Source organism: Streptomyces sp. NPDC050315 (assembly GCF_040655775.1).
Classification (GTDB): domain Bacteria; phylum Actinomycetota; class Actinomycetes; order Streptomycetales; family Streptomycetaceae; genus Streptomyces.
In genome coordinates this window covers 301,679-319,042 of the sequence record NZ_JBFAKN010000005.1, presented here as the reverse complement: position 1 = coordinate 319,042, position 17,364 = coordinate 301,679, and the positions used below count along the sequence as shown (strand labels likewise).

The following is a 17,364-nucleotide window of genomic DNA, read 5'->3' as shown; positions in this document are numbered from 1 at the left end:
GAGGAGGCGGCTGCGTGGTACCGGACGTTACTCGTCAGGCGAGGTCGCGCTTGGCGGCAATCTTCGACGACATGCCGAAGAGCTCGATGAACCCCTTCGACAGCGACTGGTCGAACGTGTCGCCCGTGTCGTACGTCGCCAGATTGAAGTCGTACAGCGACTGGTCGGACTTCCGGCCGGTCACGACGGCGCGGCCGCCGTGCAGGGTCATCCGGATGTCGCCGGAGACGGCCTGGTTCGCCTCGGCGATGAAGCCGTCCAGTGCGCGCTTGAGCGGCGAGAACCACAGGCCGTCGTAGACCAGCTCGCCCCAGCGCTGCTCGACCTGCCGCTTGTAGCGGGCCAGCTCGCGCTCGACGGTGACGGCCTCCAGCTCCTGGTGCGCGGTGATCAGCGCGATCGCACCCGGCGCCTCGTAGACCTCACGGCTCTTGATGCCGACCAGCCGGTCCTCGACCATGTCGATCCGGCCGATGCCCTGCGCGCCGGCCCGCTCGTTGAGCTGCTGGATCGCCTGGAGGACGGTGACGGGCTTGCCGTCGATCGCGACCGGCACGCCCTCCTTGAAGGTGATGACGACCTCGTCGGCCTCGCGCGGCGTGGCCGGGTTGGCGGTGTACTCGTACACGTCCTCGATCGGCGCGTTCCAGATGTCCTCCAGGAAGCCGGTCTCCACGGCCCGCCCGAAGACGTTCTGGTCGATCGAGTACGGCGACTTCTTGGTGGTCGCGATCGGGAGGTTTTTCTCCTCGCAGAAGGCGATCGCCTTGTCCCGGGTCATCGCGTAGTCGCGGACGGGGGCGATGCACTTCAGGTCGGGCGCGAGGGAGGAGATCCCGGCCTCGAAGCGGACCTGGTCGTTGCCCTTGCCGGTGCAGCCGTGCGCAACGGTCGTCGCGCCGTGCTTCTTCGCGGCGGCCACCAGGTGCTTGACGATGGTCGGCCGGGAGAGCGCGGAGACCAGCGGGTACTTGTCCATGTACAGCGCATTGGCCTTGATCGCCGGGAGGCAGTACTCGTCGGCGAACTCGTCCTTGGCGTCCGCGACCTCGGCCTCGACCGCACCGCAGGCGAGCGCGCGCTTGCGGATGACGTCCAGGTCCTCGCCGCCCTGGCCGACGTCCACCGCGACGGCGATGACCTCGGCGCCCGTCTCCTCGGCGATCCAGCCGATGCAGACGGAGGTGTCAAGACCGCCTGAATAGGCGAGTACGACGCGCTCGGTCACGGGTTTCTCCTTACGGTGCATACGCTGATGGGTATAACTATGCAGTCCTCCGTATGTTTCGTCAACCGTGCTGGTCAGAGGTGGCGCGCAAGACGCCTCAGGCGCCTCAGGCGTCCTCTCGGAGCAGATTCAGCAGTACCGCCGCATGGCTGAGCTCCAGCTCCTTGGTCGCCGTCAGCAGGGTCAGCGGCCCGTCCGCCGCCAGCCCCCGCAGCCGCTCCAGCGCGCCGCACCCCGGCTCCCCGGCCAGCTCCGCGCGGTACCGCTCGGCGAACTCCTCGTACGCCTCCGCCCGGTGCCCGTACCACTTGCGCAGCTCATTGGACGGCGACACGTCCTTCAGCCACTCGTCCAGCCGCGCCGCGTCCTTCGCGAGCCCGCGCGGCCAGAGCCGGTCGACGAGCACCCGCACCCCGTCATCGGGGTCCACGGCGTCGTACACGCGCCGCATTCGTACCGTTACGTCCTTGCCCATGGCGGCATTGAAACACCGCGCGCGGCGCCGCGCCCGGACCCTGGACGGACCTCCACAGGACCCCGTTTTGGATTCCGGGCCGCGGACAGGTATTTTTCTTCTGCACGCACCGACCGGGCCCGCCCGGGAACGGTGCAGAGCACCGGGACGTGGCGCAGCTTGGTAGCGCACTTGACTGGGGGTCAAGGGGTCGCAGGTTCAAATCCTGTCGTCCCGACGGTGTTTTTGCAGCTCAGGGGCTCTCTTCGGAGAGCCCCTGAGGCGTTTCCGGCCTACTGCGGCCGTACGGACCGGGTCAGCCGCGGACGCGGATGAGTCCCCACACCCCCTCCGACAGTGTCCAGCGCAGTACTCCGCTGCGGTACGCGTAGTCGCCGGGGCCGCCGGCCGTCAGGTCCAGGGTCCGTACGCTGCCGGGGCTCAGCGCGCCGAGGGAGCCGACCCGTGGCTGCCGCAGGTGTTCCTCCATCGGCCAGGTCGCGCCGTGCACCTCGAAGCTGTGGTTGCGCGGCTTGTCCGTGCCGAACACGAGATGCAGCCGGACGCGGTCGCCTTCCCGGCACTCCAGCAGCGGCGTCGGCGGCCGCGGGTCGGCCAGGGACGGCCGGGACGGCACCAGGTGGGCGCTGCGGTAGTTGATGCCCTTCTGGCCCGCGTCCTCGGGGTCGTCCTGCAGATCGCGCACCGGCTGGTCGGGGTCGCCGTCGTGGTAGTGCCGCATGCCGTCCTGGACGATCAGGACCAGCTCGTGGACCGGCGGCCCGTCCGGCCCGCGCAGCAGGGTCCGCGCCCCGGTCCACCGCTCGGGCGTGACCTCGGCCGGCTCGACGATCAGCGCGCCGACCAGCCCGCGGTGGCCGTGGGTGCGCAGGTCGGCGCGGTCCTGGAGGAGGACGGCGCCGGGCGTGTCGGCGTACCAGCGGTACACGATCTCGTCGCCCGGGCCCACCGTGCCGTCGGGGTTGCGTCCGATGTGCGCCCCGTCGCCGGTCCGTACGTCGTAGCGGACCAGGCCGCCCGCGTGCAGCGACACCCGCTGGGAGATCTCCCGGGTCGCGGGGTCGTCCTTGGCGGGCAGCGGCGGGTCGAACGGGGTGGGCGTCAGCGGCACCGCCAGCTCGTTGCGGAGCCGGATCTCCACCCATTCGCCGACGCGGCAGCGGATGATCAGCGGCTCGTTCTCGGGCTGGCCGTCGGTGCGGTACTCCACGCCGAACGGGTCGGAGCGCTGGTCGCTGTAGCGGAGCTCCTTGCTGCGGGCGCGCACCCGGTAGCGCCGGGCCCGCGAGGCGCGGAACGGCGGCAGCGGGTCAGCGGTGCGGCGGCCGGGCAGCGGGGGCAGGTCCGGCTGTTCCTCCTCGTGCAGCCGGAAGAGCCCCCAGCACCCCATCCAGGTGTCGTCGATGCCCGCGAAGAGCCACAGGTAGTCGCCAGGGCCGCGGTGCTCGTCGAGGTGGAAGCTGAACGCCTCGGAGATGCCCAGCGTCTGGTGGTCGCGCAGCGGCGACGCCGGGTCGTCGCGCCAGGCCCGCCAGCGCATGCCGTGCACCATCAGGCCGTGCTGCTCCTCGTGGGAGCCCTGGTACAGCCGCAGCCGGACCGGTTCGCCCGGGTAGCCGCGCAGCAGTGGCGTACCGGGGTCGCCGTGCTTGTCGCTGGAGAACCAGTCGGCCGGTTCGTCCCCCCTCTCGTGCAGCGGTTCGCAGCGGTAGCCGACGGCCATCGCGCCGTGGTCCTCCAGCTGGCCGGGGAATTCGGGCGGGTTGATCGGATCGTCGCGGCCTTCCTTGCGCTCGAAGAGCGGGACGAAGTCGGCGACGGCGAGGACCTGTTCGCGGAAGGCCGTGCCGTCCGGGAGCCGCACCACCGCCTGGTTGGCGTTGCGCACCTCGCGGTCGTGGTCGTGCGGGTCGACCCACACCGCGCCCTCCGGCTCGGCGATCATGCTGCCGAACAGGCCGTGCCGCTGCCGCTCGTTGGCAAGCAGGTGGTCGTGGAAGAAGACGACGCCGAACTCCTCGTCGCAGTACCAGCGGTACATCCACGAGTTGTACCGGGCGAAGTCCTCCGCGCCCTGGTCGGTGGTGGTGGTACCGGAGAGGTAGTTCCACCCGACGCTGGCGCCGTCCGCCACCAGCGGATCGAACTTCACCAGGTGTACGTGCAGACCGCACTCGGGCTGGAAGGGCAGCACCTGGTCGAAGGCGGTCTCCTCCTGGCAGCCGATGGGCAGCGCGTTCGTCAGCGTGAACTCCAGGACCTCGCCCTTGCGCCCGCGGATCGCGATGGGCTGGACCTGCCGGTGGCCCTCGGCCAGCTGCCGCCGGAACTCCTCGACGCCGCCGGCCTCGTCGATCTCCTCCTTGAGCGCGAAGAGATGACCGCGCGGGTCGTACCACCGGCTGCCGTGCCCGGCTTCCCCGCCCGGGTGGCCGTCGCCGCCGTCGAAGTACGTGACCGGCGCCTCCAGCACGACGAGGTGGTAGCGGCGGACCGGCGGGGTGACACCCGCGGGCGTCACCTTGGTGAACGCCTCGCCCGGCTGCGGGTCGTCGACGAACGCCGCGCGCTCCAGGGCCGTAGGCTCCCGGCCCATGCCCTCCGGCATGTGCGGGGTGCGCGGCGGGCGGGGCGACTTCTGCGGGAATTCGCCGGGGATGAAGGCAGGGAAGCCGGGCCGCTCGGCGGTGGGCGGCTGCGGCTGCTCGGCATTGCCGGGCAGCGGCCGCAGGGCCACGATCGGCGTGCCGTCGGGGTAATGCCCCGACCCTTCCTGCAGCTTGTCGAAGATCCGCCAGATCCCCCACATCCCGGAGTGGAAGTGCGGATACAGATGGCAGTGGAAGATCGCGTCGCCGGTGGCGCGCTGCACCGAGCCCGCGACCGTCTCGATGGTGAACGCCTGCTGCGGGCCTATGGAGATGGAGTCGATCAGCGGCGAATCGTCGTTGCCGGGCACCGCCCGCCACTGGTGCAGGTGCAGATGGAAGACGTGGGTCTCCTTGATCCCGGCGTGCACCAGCCGGATCCGCGTACGGTCGCCCCGGTAGGCGCGCAGCAGCGGGGTCGACGGGTCGCCGAACAGCCAGGAGCTGTGGTGCTGTTCCTCGCCGACGATCTGGTCGCGCACCGGGTCGATCTCCCCGTTGGCGAGCATCCGCTCGTAGGCGAAGGCGCGCCAGCCCATCGGCTCGGTGCGGTAGCTCATCAGCATCATCGACGCGGCGTGCCCGTCGTCGTGCTCGCCGTGCTCCGGGTCCTGGTCGCCGAAGATGTCCGGCGCCAGCCGTTCGCCGCCGGCGGCGACGGAGTGGGTGTGCGGGCGCGGCAGGTCGCAGTGGTACCGCGGGTGCGGCGGCAGGACGGGATTGTGGTTGTGCGTTTCGTCGTGCATGAAGATCGCGTACTCGCGGAAGCTCGGCTCGCCGGGCAGGTGCACGTCCGCGTACAGGCCGGAGGCCAGCGGCCCGCCGGTGACCGGGTCGGTCCAGGTCGCGCCGCGCGGCTCCACGATCAGCGCGCCGAACAGGCCGTGCGCGTTGGAGCCGTGCTCGGCGCCGCGCAGGTCGGCGAGGTCGCCGAAGAAGAACGTGCCTTCGTTGTCGCACCGCCAGACGTAGGTGCGGCGGCCCCCGTCCGGGTCGGCGGCCGAGTCCGGGTTCCTGCCGACCTTGCCGCCGTCCGCGTCGAGGACGTCGTAGCCGACGCCCTGGGCGTGAATGCCGGCGCGCTGCGGCAGTTCATTGCGGAACCGCACCACGACCTTGTCGCCGACGTTGGCGCGCAGGACGAGCGGCCGGACGAGCGGGTGCGGCTTCGGGAGCCGGTCCGGCTCCTCGATCGGGTGCGGGAACGGGTCCGGGAACTGCTCCCTGACCCGGCGCAGCTCGGGCTCGTCGGCCGCGAGCGCGTAGATCATTCCGTCCGGGTCGTGGTCCCCCCACGTGTCGTACACAATCGGAACTTGAAGCGCCACCACATCGTATGTCCGTAATGCCATGAGGCATCCCCCTGTGATATGAAGTGTCATACGTCGTATGACATGGAGCTAGACGGCCCCTCACTTCACCCGGGTTGCTCACGGACGGACGGCACCGGGAGCCCCGGAAGCACGACGGCGCGCCGCGGCGCGGTCCCCTCGTTGCGGTAAGCCCCCTTGTGCAACGAGCTGAGCGGTCATCCGCCCTCGGACCACGCCCGCGCGCCCCTCCGTAGCGATTCCGCGTCAGTCAGCGTGAACCAGACGGTCTTGCCGTCCTCGGCGGGGCGGGTGCCCCAGGAGTCGGCGAGCGCGTCGACGAGCGCGAGGCCGCGGCCGGACTCGTCGCCGGTGCCGGCGGTCCGCGGGCGCGGCAGCCGCGGGTCGCGGTCGGTCACCTCGACGGTGAGTCCCGACTCGGTGCGGCACAGCCGCAGCCGGACCGGTCCCCTGCCGTGCTGGACGGCGTTGGTGAGCAGCTCGGACGTGAGCAGCTGGGCGTCGTCGGTGAAGCCGGCCAGTTGCCAGGCGTCCAGGGTGGTGGCGAGGAACGCACGGCCCGCGGGCACCGCGGCGGGCGCGGCGTCCAGTTCGCGGCCGGCGGTCAGCAGCGGGAGGCTCGGCATGCGGGCGAGGAGCAGGGTGACGTCGTCGTCGCAGCCGTCGGGGTCGGGCAGCAGGCCGGCCAGGACGCCGTCGGCTGCTTCCTCCAGCCCCGGCGCGGTGGCGACCGCGCCGGCCAGGGTCCGCGCGAGGGCGTCGATCCGGGCCTCGATGTCGCAGCCGGGCGTCTCGATCAGGCCGTCGGTGTACACGGCCAGCGTGGAGCCGGGCGGAAGGGGGACGGTGACCTGCTCGTGGCGGGTCATTCCGACGCCGAGCGGCATGTTCACCGGGACCGGCAGGGTGCTGACCTCGGCGTCGGGGGTGACCAGCAGGACGGGGAGGTGTCCGGCGGAGCAGATGTCCGCCTGCCCCGCTTCCGGGTCGATTTCCAAGTAGCAGCAGGTGACGAACTGGTCGGGCAGGTCGGCCACCACCGCCTCCATGGTGTGCATCAGCCGGCGCGGGGGCATCCCGCTCTTGGCCAGCGCGTGCGCGGCCGCGCGCAGCTGCCCCATCACGGCGGCCGCCTCCAGCCCGCGGCCCATGACGTCGCCGATCAGGACGCCGACCCGGCCGGCGTCCAGCGGCACCAGATCGAACCAGTCGCCGCCGACGCCCGCGCCCTGAGTGGCGGGCAGATAGCGGTGGGCGGTGTGCAGCCCTGCCACCTCGGGCGGGGTGCCCATGAGACTGCGCTGCAGGGTCAGCGCGACGTGCCGCTGCTGTTCGTACAGGGCGGTGAGCTCGGCCGTGGCCCGCTTCTGCTCGGTCACGTCGCGGGCGATGGCACAGGCGCCGGTGATCCTCCCGTCGAGGGAACGGGTCGGCCAGAGGGTGAGATCCACGTCGATCCGCCGGCCCGCCCGGGTGACCCGCAGGGTCTCGAAGTGCTCGATCTTCTCGCCGCGGCGGAGCCGCTCGAGCAGCTCGTCGACCTCGCCCGCGCGGTCGAGCGGCGCGAGCATGGACACGTGGGCGCCGATCGCCTCCTCGGGCGTGTAGCCGTACAGCCGCTGTGCCGCGGCGTTCCAGTACGTGATCCGGCCGTCCAGGGTCTTGGCGAGGATCGCGTCGTGCGAGGACTCGACCAGGTCGGCGAGTCCGACGATCCGCTCCTCGGCCGACTTGCGGTCGGTGACGTCCCGCGCGGTGACGGCCACCAGGGTGCCGTCGGCCGTCTCGATCGGGCTGAGGCTGATCTCGACGGGGAATTCGGTGCCGTCGCTACGCAGTCCGTACAGGTCCAGCTCCGCCCCCACCGGGCAGACCTGTTGGTTGTGGGCGTAGCCGTGCCGGTGCAGGACGTGCAGGCTGCGGAAGCGCTCCGGTACCAGGATCTCCACCGGCCGTCCGAGGAGCTCCGCGCGCTGGTATCCGAACAGGATCTCGGCCTGGGCGTTGACCAGCTGGATGGCGCCGGTCACGTCGACGATCACCGTCGCGTCCGGCGCCGTTTTCAGCAGGGTACGGAACCAGCCGTCCCTGACCTCGTGCGGTCCGCCGCCCGGCGGCGAGTCCTGCCGGGGCCGGGCCGCCGCGGATCCGCTCGCTCCGGCGGCGCCGGTGGGCTGACACAGCATCAGGGACAGGCCGGCGTCGGGCCGCTGTCCGGTGTGCAGGAGCAGCCGGGTGCACAGGGAGTCGAGGGCCTCCTCGGCGGACGGCACGCCCAGGGCGGCCGTCGCCTCGCGGAGCACGGGGAAGGGCGCGCCGTGCGGGTCGCGGGCCTCGGTCAGGCCGGCGGTGTAGAACAGCAGCCGCTCGCCGGTCCGGAGGCGGCAGCGGTACTGCCGCGGGTCCGGCTGCCGGCCCAAGGGGCGGGTGGCCACCGCGGGTTCCAGGTGAGCGACGCCGCGCCCCGAGCGCAGCGGAGCGGGATGACCGCAGTTGACCAGCCGTACCTCGTCGGGCGCGAACTCGGCGAGCACCGCGGTGACGCAGCCCTCCGGGCCGAGCTGCGGTGCGAGCTGCGCGTCGAGCGCGGCGGCGAGCCCCGGCAGGTCCTCCGCCGTGCGGGCCAGCTCGCGGAAGCCGGCGCCCGCGGCCGCGGTCAGCCGTATCGCGTCCGGGCCGTCGCCCTGGACGTCGCCGACGATGATCCGCAGTCCGAAAGGCGTCCGCACGGCATCGCACAGCCCGCTGCCCCGGGCCTGCTGTGCGAAGCGGCGGCTGCGGACGGCGCACACGTGCGTGCCGTCGAGGTGCAGCGAGACGGGGCGCAGGCCCCTGTCCCGAGCGGCCCGTACGGCCTTGTGGGCCAGCGATTTCAGCGCCCGCTCCGATGCGGTCCGGTGCCACGCCACGTACACGGTGAGGGCGCAGCCGGTCAGCAGCCCGCACCACCGGAGGACGAACGGGGCCGTCAGAAGGGTGCCGTCGGCCAGGCCGGTCGCCGTGCCGAGCGCAATCGCCCAGCAGCAGACGAGCGCGGTGTGCCGCGCGGAGAGCCGCGTGCAGGCCAGCAGTGGGCCGATGACCAGCAGCGCGACGAGCTGCACGCCGATCAGCGCGTCCAGTACGGCGATCAGCAGGCAGACGCCCGCCGCTACCGGTAGCAGGGGCAGCGGGCGTTGCCGCCGCCCCGGCACACAGGTGACCGTCATGGTCTGCTCCCCCGGAGGCGAGTGGTGCAGCGATGGACCGTCCCGTCCCCGGTCGGGTCTCGGGCGACGGTCTGGTCCGACCCACCCTCTCCCGAACGAGGTGCTCAACGGCGCCTTGACCGCAACAGGACGGAATCTGCCCGGTTGTCTTCGGAGTGGCGCGGGTCCTGTCACCAGGAGCCGGGCTGTGCGGGCCCCGCGGCCTTCGGGCGAGGCGCGTGGGGCAGGGGCTCTCAGTCGTTCGGTTCCCGGTCCGCGCGGTGCATGACGGTGGTGGCGCCGCCGGGGAGGTGGGTGGCCGGGTCGCGGCGGCCGACCGTGCCGTGGCCCAGTACGCCGTGGTCGTAGGCGGTTTCGGCGTGGACGGTGAGGTCGAGACCGGCCTGTTCGTGGTCGGGGTCGGCACGGAAGCCCATGACCTTGTCGATGGCCTTGCCGAGGGCGTAGCTGACGAGGAAGGCGTACGCGCCGGTGGCGAGGACGGCGACGAGCTGCTTGCCGAGCTGGCCCGCGCCGCCGCCGGAGAACAGCCCGGCCGGGCCGTCCGTCATGGCCGAGGTCGCGAAGAAGCCGATGAGCAGGGTGCCGATGACGCCGGCGACGAGGTGGACGCCCACCACGTCCAGGGAGTCGTCGTAGCCGAAGCGGAACTTCCAGTTCACGGCGTACGAGCAGACCACACCGGCGACCAGGCCGATGGCCAGCGCGCCCCAGATGCCGACCGAGCCGCAGGACGGGGTGATCGCGACGAGCCCGGCGACCGCGCCGGAGGCCGCGCCGAGCGTCGTGGCGTGCGCGTCCCGGCGCTTCTCCACCAGCAGCCAGCCGAGCAGGCCCGTGCAGCCCGCGGCCTGGGTGTTCAGCAGCGCCATGGCCGCCTTGCCGTCGGCGGCGACCGCCGACCCGGCGTTGAAGCCGAACCAGCCGAACCACAGCAGACCGGCGCCGAGGATCACCAGCGGCAGACTGTGCGGCCGCATGGCTTCCTTGCCGAAGCCGAGCCGCGGCCCCAGTACCAGCGCGAGCGCCAGCCCCGACGCGCCGCAGTTGACCTCGACGACGGTGCCGCCCGCGAAGTCCAGCGCGCCGAGCCGGTCCAGGATCCAGCCGCCGGGCGCGAAGACCCAGTGCGCGACCGGTACGTAGACGATGAGCGTCCAGAGGGCGGCGAAGGCCACCCACGCGCCGAAGCGGGCGCGGTCCGCGATGGCGCCGCTGATCAGCGAGACGGTGAGGATCGCGAAGGTGAGCTGGAAGGCGGCGAAGAGGGCGGTCGGGATGTTTCCGGTGACGCTCTTCGGGCCGATGCCGTGCATCCCGAGGTGGTCCAGGCCGCCGATCAGGCCGAGTCCGGTGTCCGGAGCGAAGACCAGGCTGTATCCGATCGCGAGCCAGACGACGGTCACGACGGCGATCGCGACGAAGCTCATCATGAGCATGTTCAGCACGCTCTTGGAACGCACCATGCCGCCGTAGAAGAGCGCCAGGCCCGGCGTCATCAGCAGGACCAGGGCCGTCGCGGCCAGCAGCCAGGCGGTGTCCCCGGAGTCGATTCCGGCAGGCATGTAATTCAACCTTCCCGCCCGGCGGTGGTGACAGGGGGCGTCGCCGGGCCAGGGAAGAGAGTGACCCGCCGCAATTTCCGCTTTCGAACGTCGGTGTTTCCGTGACGTTTCGCGTTACCCCGGCGTTTCCCGCAGCTCACGGCGGAGGATCTTGCCCGTGGCAGTTTTCGGCAGATCATCCAGGAAGGATATGGAACGCGGGTATTTGTAGGCTGCCATCTGCTCCTTGCAGTACCCGATCAGCTCCTCCTCCGTGACGGATTCACCCCGTTTGACGGACACGAACGCCTTCACCGTCTCGCCCCGGTACGCGTCCGGCACGCCGACCACCGCCGCCTCGCGGACCGCCGGATGGCCGTACAGAACGTCCTCCACCTCGCGCGGCCAGACCTTGTACCCGGCCGCGTTGATCATGTCCTTCTTGCGGTCCACGAGGTAGAACCAACCGTCGGCGTCCATGAAGCCCACGTCCCCGGTACGCAGCTCCCCACCGGGCAGCGCGGCCGCGGTGGCCTCGGGCTTGTTCCAGTACCCGGGCACCACTTGCGGCCCCGACGTGGCGATCTCCCCGGTCTCCCCGACCGGCACCTCCTCCCCCGCCTCGTCGAGAATCCGCACGACCGTGTTGAAGACGGGCACGCCCACGGACAGCGCACCGGAGACCGGGTCGACGGGCGCCTGCGCGCCGAGCGGGACGGCGTGCGAGGGCGAGTTGGTCTCCGTCAGCCCGTAGATGTTGTGGATGTACCGCCCGGTCGCCTTCTCGAACTGCTCGTTGACGGCCGGGGCGATGGGCGCACCGCCGGAGTAGACGACGCGCAGCGAGGCGAAGTCCTCGCGGGTGGCGCCGGGGTCGCCGGCCAGGCTGATGAAAACGGTGATGGCGCCGACCGTGAACGTCGGGCGGTGCTCGCGCAGTGCGTCCAGGACGACGCCCGGATGGAAACGGTGCGCGAGGACGAGCGGACAGGGCAGCAGCAGGGCGAGCGCGAGATGCCCGATCAGCCCGGTGATGTGGAACAGCGGCGCGACGCCCAGAATGCTGTCGTCCTCGCTGAGCCGCATCCACTCCCGGTACGTACAGGCGTTGAACAGCATCGTGCCGTGCGTGTTCAGCGCGCCCTTGGGCTCTCCGGTGGTGCCGGAGGTGTAGGTGAGAACGGCGATGTCGCCCGGGGCGGGCGACGCGGGCTCGGGGGCCCGGCCCGCGTAACGCCCGACGAGCGTACGGAGGTCAAGCGTCCCCCGCGGACGACTCCTCCGCCGCGCACCGTCGAACAGCCGCGGATCGTCGCGCGTCTGCCAGTCCAGCGGCGAGCAGCTGACAACGGTGGCGACCTGCGTGGCACCCCCGCCGATGACCCCCCTGGCCACATCCTCGTACAGCTCATCCAGGCACAGCAGCGCGCTCGCGCCGGAGTCGACGAGCAAGTACCGCAGCTCGCGCGCTTTGTTCATCGGATTGACGGCGACCGCGGCGCCGCCGGCCTTCCAGGCGGCGAGCAGGCCGATGACGAACGCCGGGTCGTTCTGGAGGTACAGCGCGAGCCGGTCGCCGGGCGCGAAACCGTGCTCGTCCAGGGCGACGGCGAGCGCGTCGGAAGCGGCGTCGAGCTCCGCGAGGGTCAGGACGCCGTCGAAGTACCGGATCGCCTCGGCACCGGGGGCGCGGGCGACGGAGGCCCGGAAGGCGTGCAGGAGGGTGGGGTGTTCGGGAGTGATGTCGGCCGGAGTGCCCTCGGCGTACCGCGCCAGCCACGGGCGCTCCCGGTACGCACTCACTTGATCACCACGGGGTTGACGGGGGCGCCGGTGGCGCGGTGCACCTTCAGCGGCGCCGCGGTGTAGAGGAAGGTGTACCGGCCGTCCTCGGCGCAGCTCGCGGCGAGCTTCTCCAGGTCGCAGATTTCGGTGAGGGCGATGCCGAGGTTGCGCATCAGGGCGCAGTGCAGCGGCAGCGCGACCCCGGTCTCGGGCTCGACGGTCCGCTCGTTCGCGATGGTGTCCGTGACGAGGTTGGGGATTTCCATGGCCTGGAACCAACGGACGAGCTCCGGGCTGTACGTCAGGCCGGGCTCGCAGAAGTCGTCATAGAACGCATCGCCTCGCTCATGGAAGAGCGCCAGGAAGTTGGTGCGGACGAGGAGGATGTCGTGCGGCTCGATGGCGGTGCCCTGCGCCGCCGCGCACGCCTCCAGGTCCTCATGAGTGAAGGTCTCCCCCGCCTCCAGGGTCTTCTTGCCGCGGAAGCGCGCCATGTCGAGCAGGATGCCGCGGCCGACGACGCCGCGCTCGGCGATCGGCGCGACGCTCGCCTTGTCCAGCCCGCCGATGGTCGTCCGGGCGTCGTACCCGTTCCAGAGCTGCCCGCCGTACCAGACGTGGCCGAGCGCGTCGTACTGCGTGGACCCCTGCAGAAAGGCGTCGATCTTGTCATCGGCGTAGTGCAGGCCGCCGGGGGCGGCGGGGGCGTCGGCGCCGTCCCAATGGGACTCGTCCATGATCATGGTCCGCTCGGCGGGCGCCCGGCCCGGCCACACGGGGTCGCCCTTCGGATCACCGATCAGCCGCTGCAGGGTGAAGACCTGCCCGGACCGGATCTGCGCCGCGCCGCGCAACACCTCGGCCGCGTCGAGGTAGTTCAGCGCGCCCACCTCGTCGTCCGGCCCCCACTTGCCCCAGTTGGTGGGGGCATCGCGGAGCAGCTCTTCCATGGTCGTGATCGTGATGTCGGTCATCGAAAACACGCCTTCCCACGCCGGCTCTTACGGACCAACCGCCCGGTTTGGTGCTGCGCTGGCTACTGTGGATCAGCTTTCAACTACCCGTCAACGGTCCTGCAGGTACGAAAAACCGATCAAGGCCGTGGGTGACCCGCTCGACATCGAACGTGCCAGTGACAATTGACGACTTCGGAGAGTAATCGGTCGTTACCCCCGGCTAGCGTCGCCGCATGGGAAACGAGAGTGGCGAGCGACCCGCCATCTGGGTCGGCTACGGAAAGTTGCTGAAACTCTTCCGCGAGCGAGCGCGTCTGACGCAGCAGCAACTCTCGGAAGCGGTGGACTACTCGTACGAGCACGTGGCTTCTGTGGAGCAGGGCAGACGCCCCGCAAAGGCAGGATGCTGCGCTCGCAGGCCTCGGCCCGGAGGAGTCTGCGCGACTCATCGAGCGCGTGGCAGGGGAACCATGAACAGCGAACTGGTCTGGTTCAAGAGCACTTACAGCGGTCCGAATGGCGGGGACTGTGTGGAGGTCGCTGCGGCGCCCGGCACGGACACCGTGCACATACGCGACTCGAAGGCCATAGGCGGGCCCGAGTTGCGGGTTTCGGGTCGCTCGTGGCGTGGGCTCATTTCGTATGTGACGGCAAGGGGCTGCTGACGGTCGTACGGAGGATTCCGCGTCCCTCATCGAACGCTTGGCAGGGGAGCTATGAGCACCGAACTCGTCTGGTTCAAGAGCAGCTACAGCGGCACGAATGGCGGGGACTGTGTGGAGGTCGCTGCGGCGCCCGGGACGGACACCGTGCACATACGCGACTCGAAGGCCATAGGCGGGCCCGAGTTGCGGGTTTCGGGTGGCTCGTGGCGTGGGCTCATTTCGTATGTGACCGCAGAGGGCTGCTGACGGTGGACTGTACGGCTGTGGCCAGGGTCAGGGCGGCGATGTCTGGGCCCGAGCAGCCGCGGGAGAGGTCGTGGAGGGGGGCGGCCAGGCCCTGGAGGAGGGGGCCGATGGCGGTGGCGCCGCCCACGCGTTGGGCGATCTTGTAGCCGATGTTGCCGGCGGCCAGGCCCGGGAAGATGAAGGTGTTGGCCTGACCCGCGACGGTCGAGGCGGGGGCCTTGGCGCGGCCGATCGCCGGTACCGAGGCCGCGTCGTACTGCAGGTCGCCGTCCACCTCCAGGCCCGGATCGGCCGCCCGGAGCAGCCGTACCGCGTCGCGGACCCGGTCGACCTGAGGGTGCTGCGCGCTGCCCTTCGTACTGAAGGACAGCAGCGCCAAGCGCGCGCGGTCGTCGGTGAGTTGCTCGTACGTGGTGGCCGTGGCGCGGGCGATGTCGGCGAGTTCCGCGGAGGTGGGGTCGACGACGACGGCGCAGTCGCCGTAGCCGAGGGCGCGGCCGTCGGGCAGCACCATCAGGAAGCTGCTGGAGAGCGTGCGGATGCCGGGGGCGAGGCCGACGACGTAGAGGCCGGCGCGCAGGACGTCGGCGGTGGGGCGGTTGCTGCCCGCGACGCAGCCGTCGATGTCGCCGAGGCGGAGCGCGGTGGCGGTGAGGAAGAGGGGGTCGGCGGCGAGCTCGCGGCGGTCGTGGGAGGTGAGGCGGCGGCGCGCCTCCAGGGCCTCGCCGAGCGCGTCCGCGCAGCGGGGGTCGGCGGCGAGCGCGGCCGGGTCGAGGATGTCGAGGGCGTCGGGGTCCTCGGGGAGCTTGAGGTCCAGGTCGGCGGCGAGGTCGCGGATGCGGGTGGGGTTACCGGTGAGTACGGGGGTGACCGTGCCCTGTTCTGCGAGGTGGGCGGCGGCCCATAGGGCGCGGGGGTCGGTGCCCTCGGCTAGCGCGATGCGGGGTTTGTGCTGGGCGTCGCGGAGTCTGTCGGCCCAGGTGGTGATCAGGGTCTGGGCGGGGTCCGTCGGCATGGCGCGGCTCCTTGGGTGGCTGGGGGATGCTCCCGGCTGCCCGCCGGTGGGGGTTCCGCTGTGCCCACCCGTTCCGCCCTGCGGAACGACTGCCCACAGCGGGTGGGGAGCTGCGCGAAGCGGCAGCTCAGGGGCGCGGGGAACTGCGCGAGCGGCCACAACGGTGGCGCACTCGCCGACGGCGGAACAGGCGCACCCCGGAGGGCGAGCCCCCGGCAAACCCCAGGCGCACCCCGGAGGGCGAGCCGGAGAACCCCGGGCCCAGGCCCGGACCGGCGCCGCGCGCGTTGAGGGTCACGCGCGGCGCCGGACCGGTGCGCGGCTCCCGCCGCCCGTCAGGGCAGCCGGGCGGCGGGAGCCGCGGCCAGGGGTGGACGCCGTCCGCACGGCGTCCACCCGGCCGGGCCGTACCGGATGCGGCCGGTACGTACTCGGGCGCCGGTCAGACGTAGTCCTGGTACTTCTCCAGGTGCCGCACCGGCTTCTGGAGCGCGTCGCGGCGGAACGGGTCGCCCAGCTCACGCGTGCACATGATCTCGATGACCGTGGTCCTGCCCTCGTTCATCTGGGCGTCCACGGCGCGCTGGAGCGCCGGGCCGACGTCCTCCAGCTTGTCGACGACGATGCCTTCCGCGCCCATCGCCTGGGCGATACCCGCGAAGGACTCGCTCTCCAGCTCGCCCGCGACGAACCGGCGGTTGTAGAAGTCGACCTGGTTCTTCTTCTCGGCGCCCCACTGGCGGTTGTGGAAGACGACGGCCGTCACCGGGATGTCGTGGCGTACGGCCGTCATGATCTCGACCATGCTCATGCCCCACGCACCGTCACCCGCGTACGCGATCGCCGGGCGATCCATCGCCGCGGCCTTGGCGCCGATGATGGTGGGGAGGGCATAGCCACAGTTGCCGAAGGACATAGGCGCGAAGAAGGAGCGCGGTTCTTCGAAGCGCAGGTAGCTGTGGGCGACGGAGTTGATGTTGCCGATGTCGGTGGAGACCATCACCCGCGGCGGCATGGCCTTCTCCAGCTCGCGCAGGACCTGGCGCGGGTGCAGCCAGTTGCCGTCCTCCTGCTCCTGCTCGGCGATCATGTCGAGGGAGTAGGGGTCCTTCTCGTGGGTCCACTCGGAGAGCTCCTGCTCCCAGGCGTCCTTCTCCGCCTTGATGCGCGCGGCACGCTCCTCGCGGGTGGCGTCGCAGGCCAGGGTGCGGTCCGCCAGCCGGTCGGTCAGCGCCGTAGCAGCGGCCGCCGCGTCGCCGCAGATGCCGACGGTGATCTTCTTGACCAGGCCGAGCATCTTGTGGTCCGCGTCGATCTGGATGATCTTCGCGTTCTTGGGCCAGTAGTCCATGCCGTGCTGCGGCAGGGTGCCGAACGGGCCGAGGCGCGTACCGAGCGCGATCACCACATCCGCCTGCGAGATGAGCTTCATCGCGGCCTTGGAACCCTGGTAACCGAGCGGGCCGCACCACTGCGGGTGGCTCGCGGGGAACGAGTCGTTGTGCTGGTAGCTGTTGACGACCGGCGCGCCGAGGCGCTCGGCGAGCGCCTTGCATTCCTCGACGCCGTCGGCCATGACGACCCCGCCGCCGGAGATGATCACCGGGAATTCGGCGGTGGCGAGCAGCTCGGCGGCCTCGGCCAGGCTCTTCTCGCCGCCGGGGCCCCGGTCCAGCCGCTGCGGGTCGGGGATCTCGGTCTCGATCTCGCCGTAGAAGTGGTCGCGCGGGATGTTCAGCTGGGTCGGGCCGATCTCGGAGAGGGCCCGGTCGAAGGCGCGCGCGGTGTACTCCGCCATCCGCTTCGGGTTGTTGACGTGCGCCTGGTACTTGGTGAACTCCTGGAACATCGGGAGCTGGTTGGCCTCCTGGAAGCCGCCCAGGCCCGTGCCCATGGTCCCCGCCTCGGGGGTGATCATCACGACCGGGCTGTGCGCCCAGTACGCGGCGGCTATCGCGGTGACGCAGTTGCTGATGCCGGGGCCGTTCTGGCCGATGACGACGCCGTGCCGGCCGCTGACCCGGGCGTATCCGTCGGCCATGTGGGCCGCGCCCTGCTCGTGGACCACCGGGACCAGGCGGATGCCGGCCGGCGCGAAGATGTCCATGGCGTCCATGAACGCCGAGCCCATGATGCCGAAGATGTCGGTCACCCCGTTGGCCACGAGGGTCTCGACGAAAGCCTCCGAGGGCGTCATCTTCTGCTGGCCGCTCACGACCGTGCGGCCGTCCGCCGTCTTCTTCTCGCCCATGGTTCCACTCC

11 protein-coding genes and 1 tRNA gene are annotated in these 17,364 nt (G+C 71.2%); 3 read left to right on the top strand and 9 right to left on the bottom strand.

Annotated elements, in window-relative coordinates:
* Positions 1-34: 34 nt before the first annotated feature.
* Together AB0I82_RS20300 and AB0I82_RS20295 are read right to left on the bottom strand one after the other, a co-directional pair.
* Positions 35-1,228 carry an argininosuccinate synthase gene (locus AB0I82_RS20300; RefSeq protein ID WP_363258697.1) on the bottom strand — a complete coding sequence of 398 codons (1,194 nt, stop codon included), beginning with the start codon at positions 1,226-1,228 and terminating at the stop codon, positions 35-37.
* A gap of 106 nt (positions 1,229-1,334) precedes the next feature.
* Positions 1,335-1,703, bottom strand: coding sequence for a DUF488 family protein (locus AB0I82_RS20295; protein WP_363258696.1), 369 nt, complete (start codon positions 1,701-1,703; stop codon positions 1,335-1,337).
* A 143-nt stretch (positions 1,704-1,846) separates the two neighbouring features.
* Between AB0I82_RS20295 and AB0I82_RS20290 the strand changes: the two genes are divergently transcribed.
* Positions 1,847-1,920: transfer RNA gene (locus tag AB0I82_RS20290), tRNA-Pro, on the top strand.
* Between the two features lie 78 nt (positions 1,921-1,998).
* Here the strand turns inward: AB0I82_RS20290 and AB0I82_RS20285 are convergent.
* The 5 genes from AB0I82_RS20285 to AB0I82_RS20265 all read right to left on the bottom strand — a co-directional run bounded on the left by AB0I82_RS20285 (position 1,999) and on the right by AB0I82_RS20265 (position 13,194).
* Positions 1,999-5,658: a multicopper oxidase domain-containing protein gene (locus tag AB0I82_RS20285; protein WP_363258695.1), complete on the bottom strand. Its 3,660-nt coding sequence runs from the start codon at positions 5,656-5,658 to the stop codon at positions 1,999-2,001.
* Positions 5,659-5,879: 221 nt separating this feature from the next.
* Entirely contained in the window at positions 5,880-8,891 is a 3,012-nt protein-coding gene (locus tag AB0I82_RS20280) for a SpoIIE family protein phosphatase (RefSeq protein WP_363258694.1), read from the bottom strand.
* 233 nt (positions 8,892-9,124) lie between these two features.
* The gene (locus AB0I82_RS20275; RefSeq protein ID WP_363258693.1) at positions 9,125-10,456 is read right to left on the bottom strand and encodes an ammonium transporter; all 1,332 of its coding nucleotides are present in this window, start codon (positions 10,454-10,456) and stop codon (positions 9,125-9,127) included.
* A gap of 114 nt (positions 10,457-10,570) precedes the next feature.
* Positions 10,571-12,238, bottom strand: coding sequence for an AMP-binding protein (locus tag AB0I82_RS20270; RefSeq protein ID WP_363258692.1), 1,668 nt, complete (start codon positions 12,236-12,238; stop codon positions 10,571-10,573).
* Complete coding sequence (locus AB0I82_RS20265; protein WP_363258691.1) at positions 12,235-13,194, bottom strand: cyclase family protein; 960 nt, start codon at positions 13,192-13,194, stop codon at positions 12,235-12,237. The genes AB0I82_RS20270 and AB0I82_RS20265 overlap by 4 nt, the downstream gene beginning before the upstream one ends.
* Before the next feature lie 215 nt (positions 13,195-13,409).
* On the opposite strand from AB0I82_RS20265, the gene AB0I82_RS20260 reads away from it, so the two are divergent.
* The gene (locus tag AB0I82_RS20260; protein WP_363258690.1) at positions 13,410-13,841 is read left to right on the top strand and encodes a DUF397 domain-containing protein; all 432 of its coding nucleotides are present in this window, start codon (positions 13,410-13,412) and stop codon (positions 13,839-13,841) included.
* Between the two features lie 51 nt (positions 13,842-13,892).
* Positions 13,893-14,087 carry a DUF397 domain-containing protein gene (locus tag AB0I82_RS20255; RefSeq protein WP_363258689.1) on the top strand — a complete coding sequence of 65 codons (195 nt, stop codon included), beginning with the start codon at positions 13,893-13,895 and terminating at the stop codon, positions 14,085-14,087.
* On the opposite strand, the gene AB0I82_RS20250 is transcribed toward AB0I82_RS20255, so the two are convergent.
* Positions 14,056-15,102 carry a phosphotransacetylase gene (locus AB0I82_RS20250; protein WP_363258688.1) on the bottom strand — a complete coding sequence of 349 codons (1,047 nt, stop codon included), beginning with the start codon at positions 15,100-15,102 and terminating at the stop codon, positions 14,056-14,058. The genes AB0I82_RS20255 and AB0I82_RS20250 overlap by 32 nt on opposite strands.
* Before the next feature lie 442 nt (positions 15,103-15,544).
* Positions 15,545-17,353 carry a sulfoacetaldehyde acetyltransferase gene (xsc, locus tag AB0I82_RS20245; RefSeq protein ID WP_363258687.1) on the bottom strand — a complete coding sequence of 603 codons (1,809 nt, stop codon included), beginning with the start codon at positions 17,351-17,353 and terminating at the stop codon, positions 15,545-15,547.
* Between the last annotated feature and the right edge of the window lie 11 nt (positions 17,354-17,364).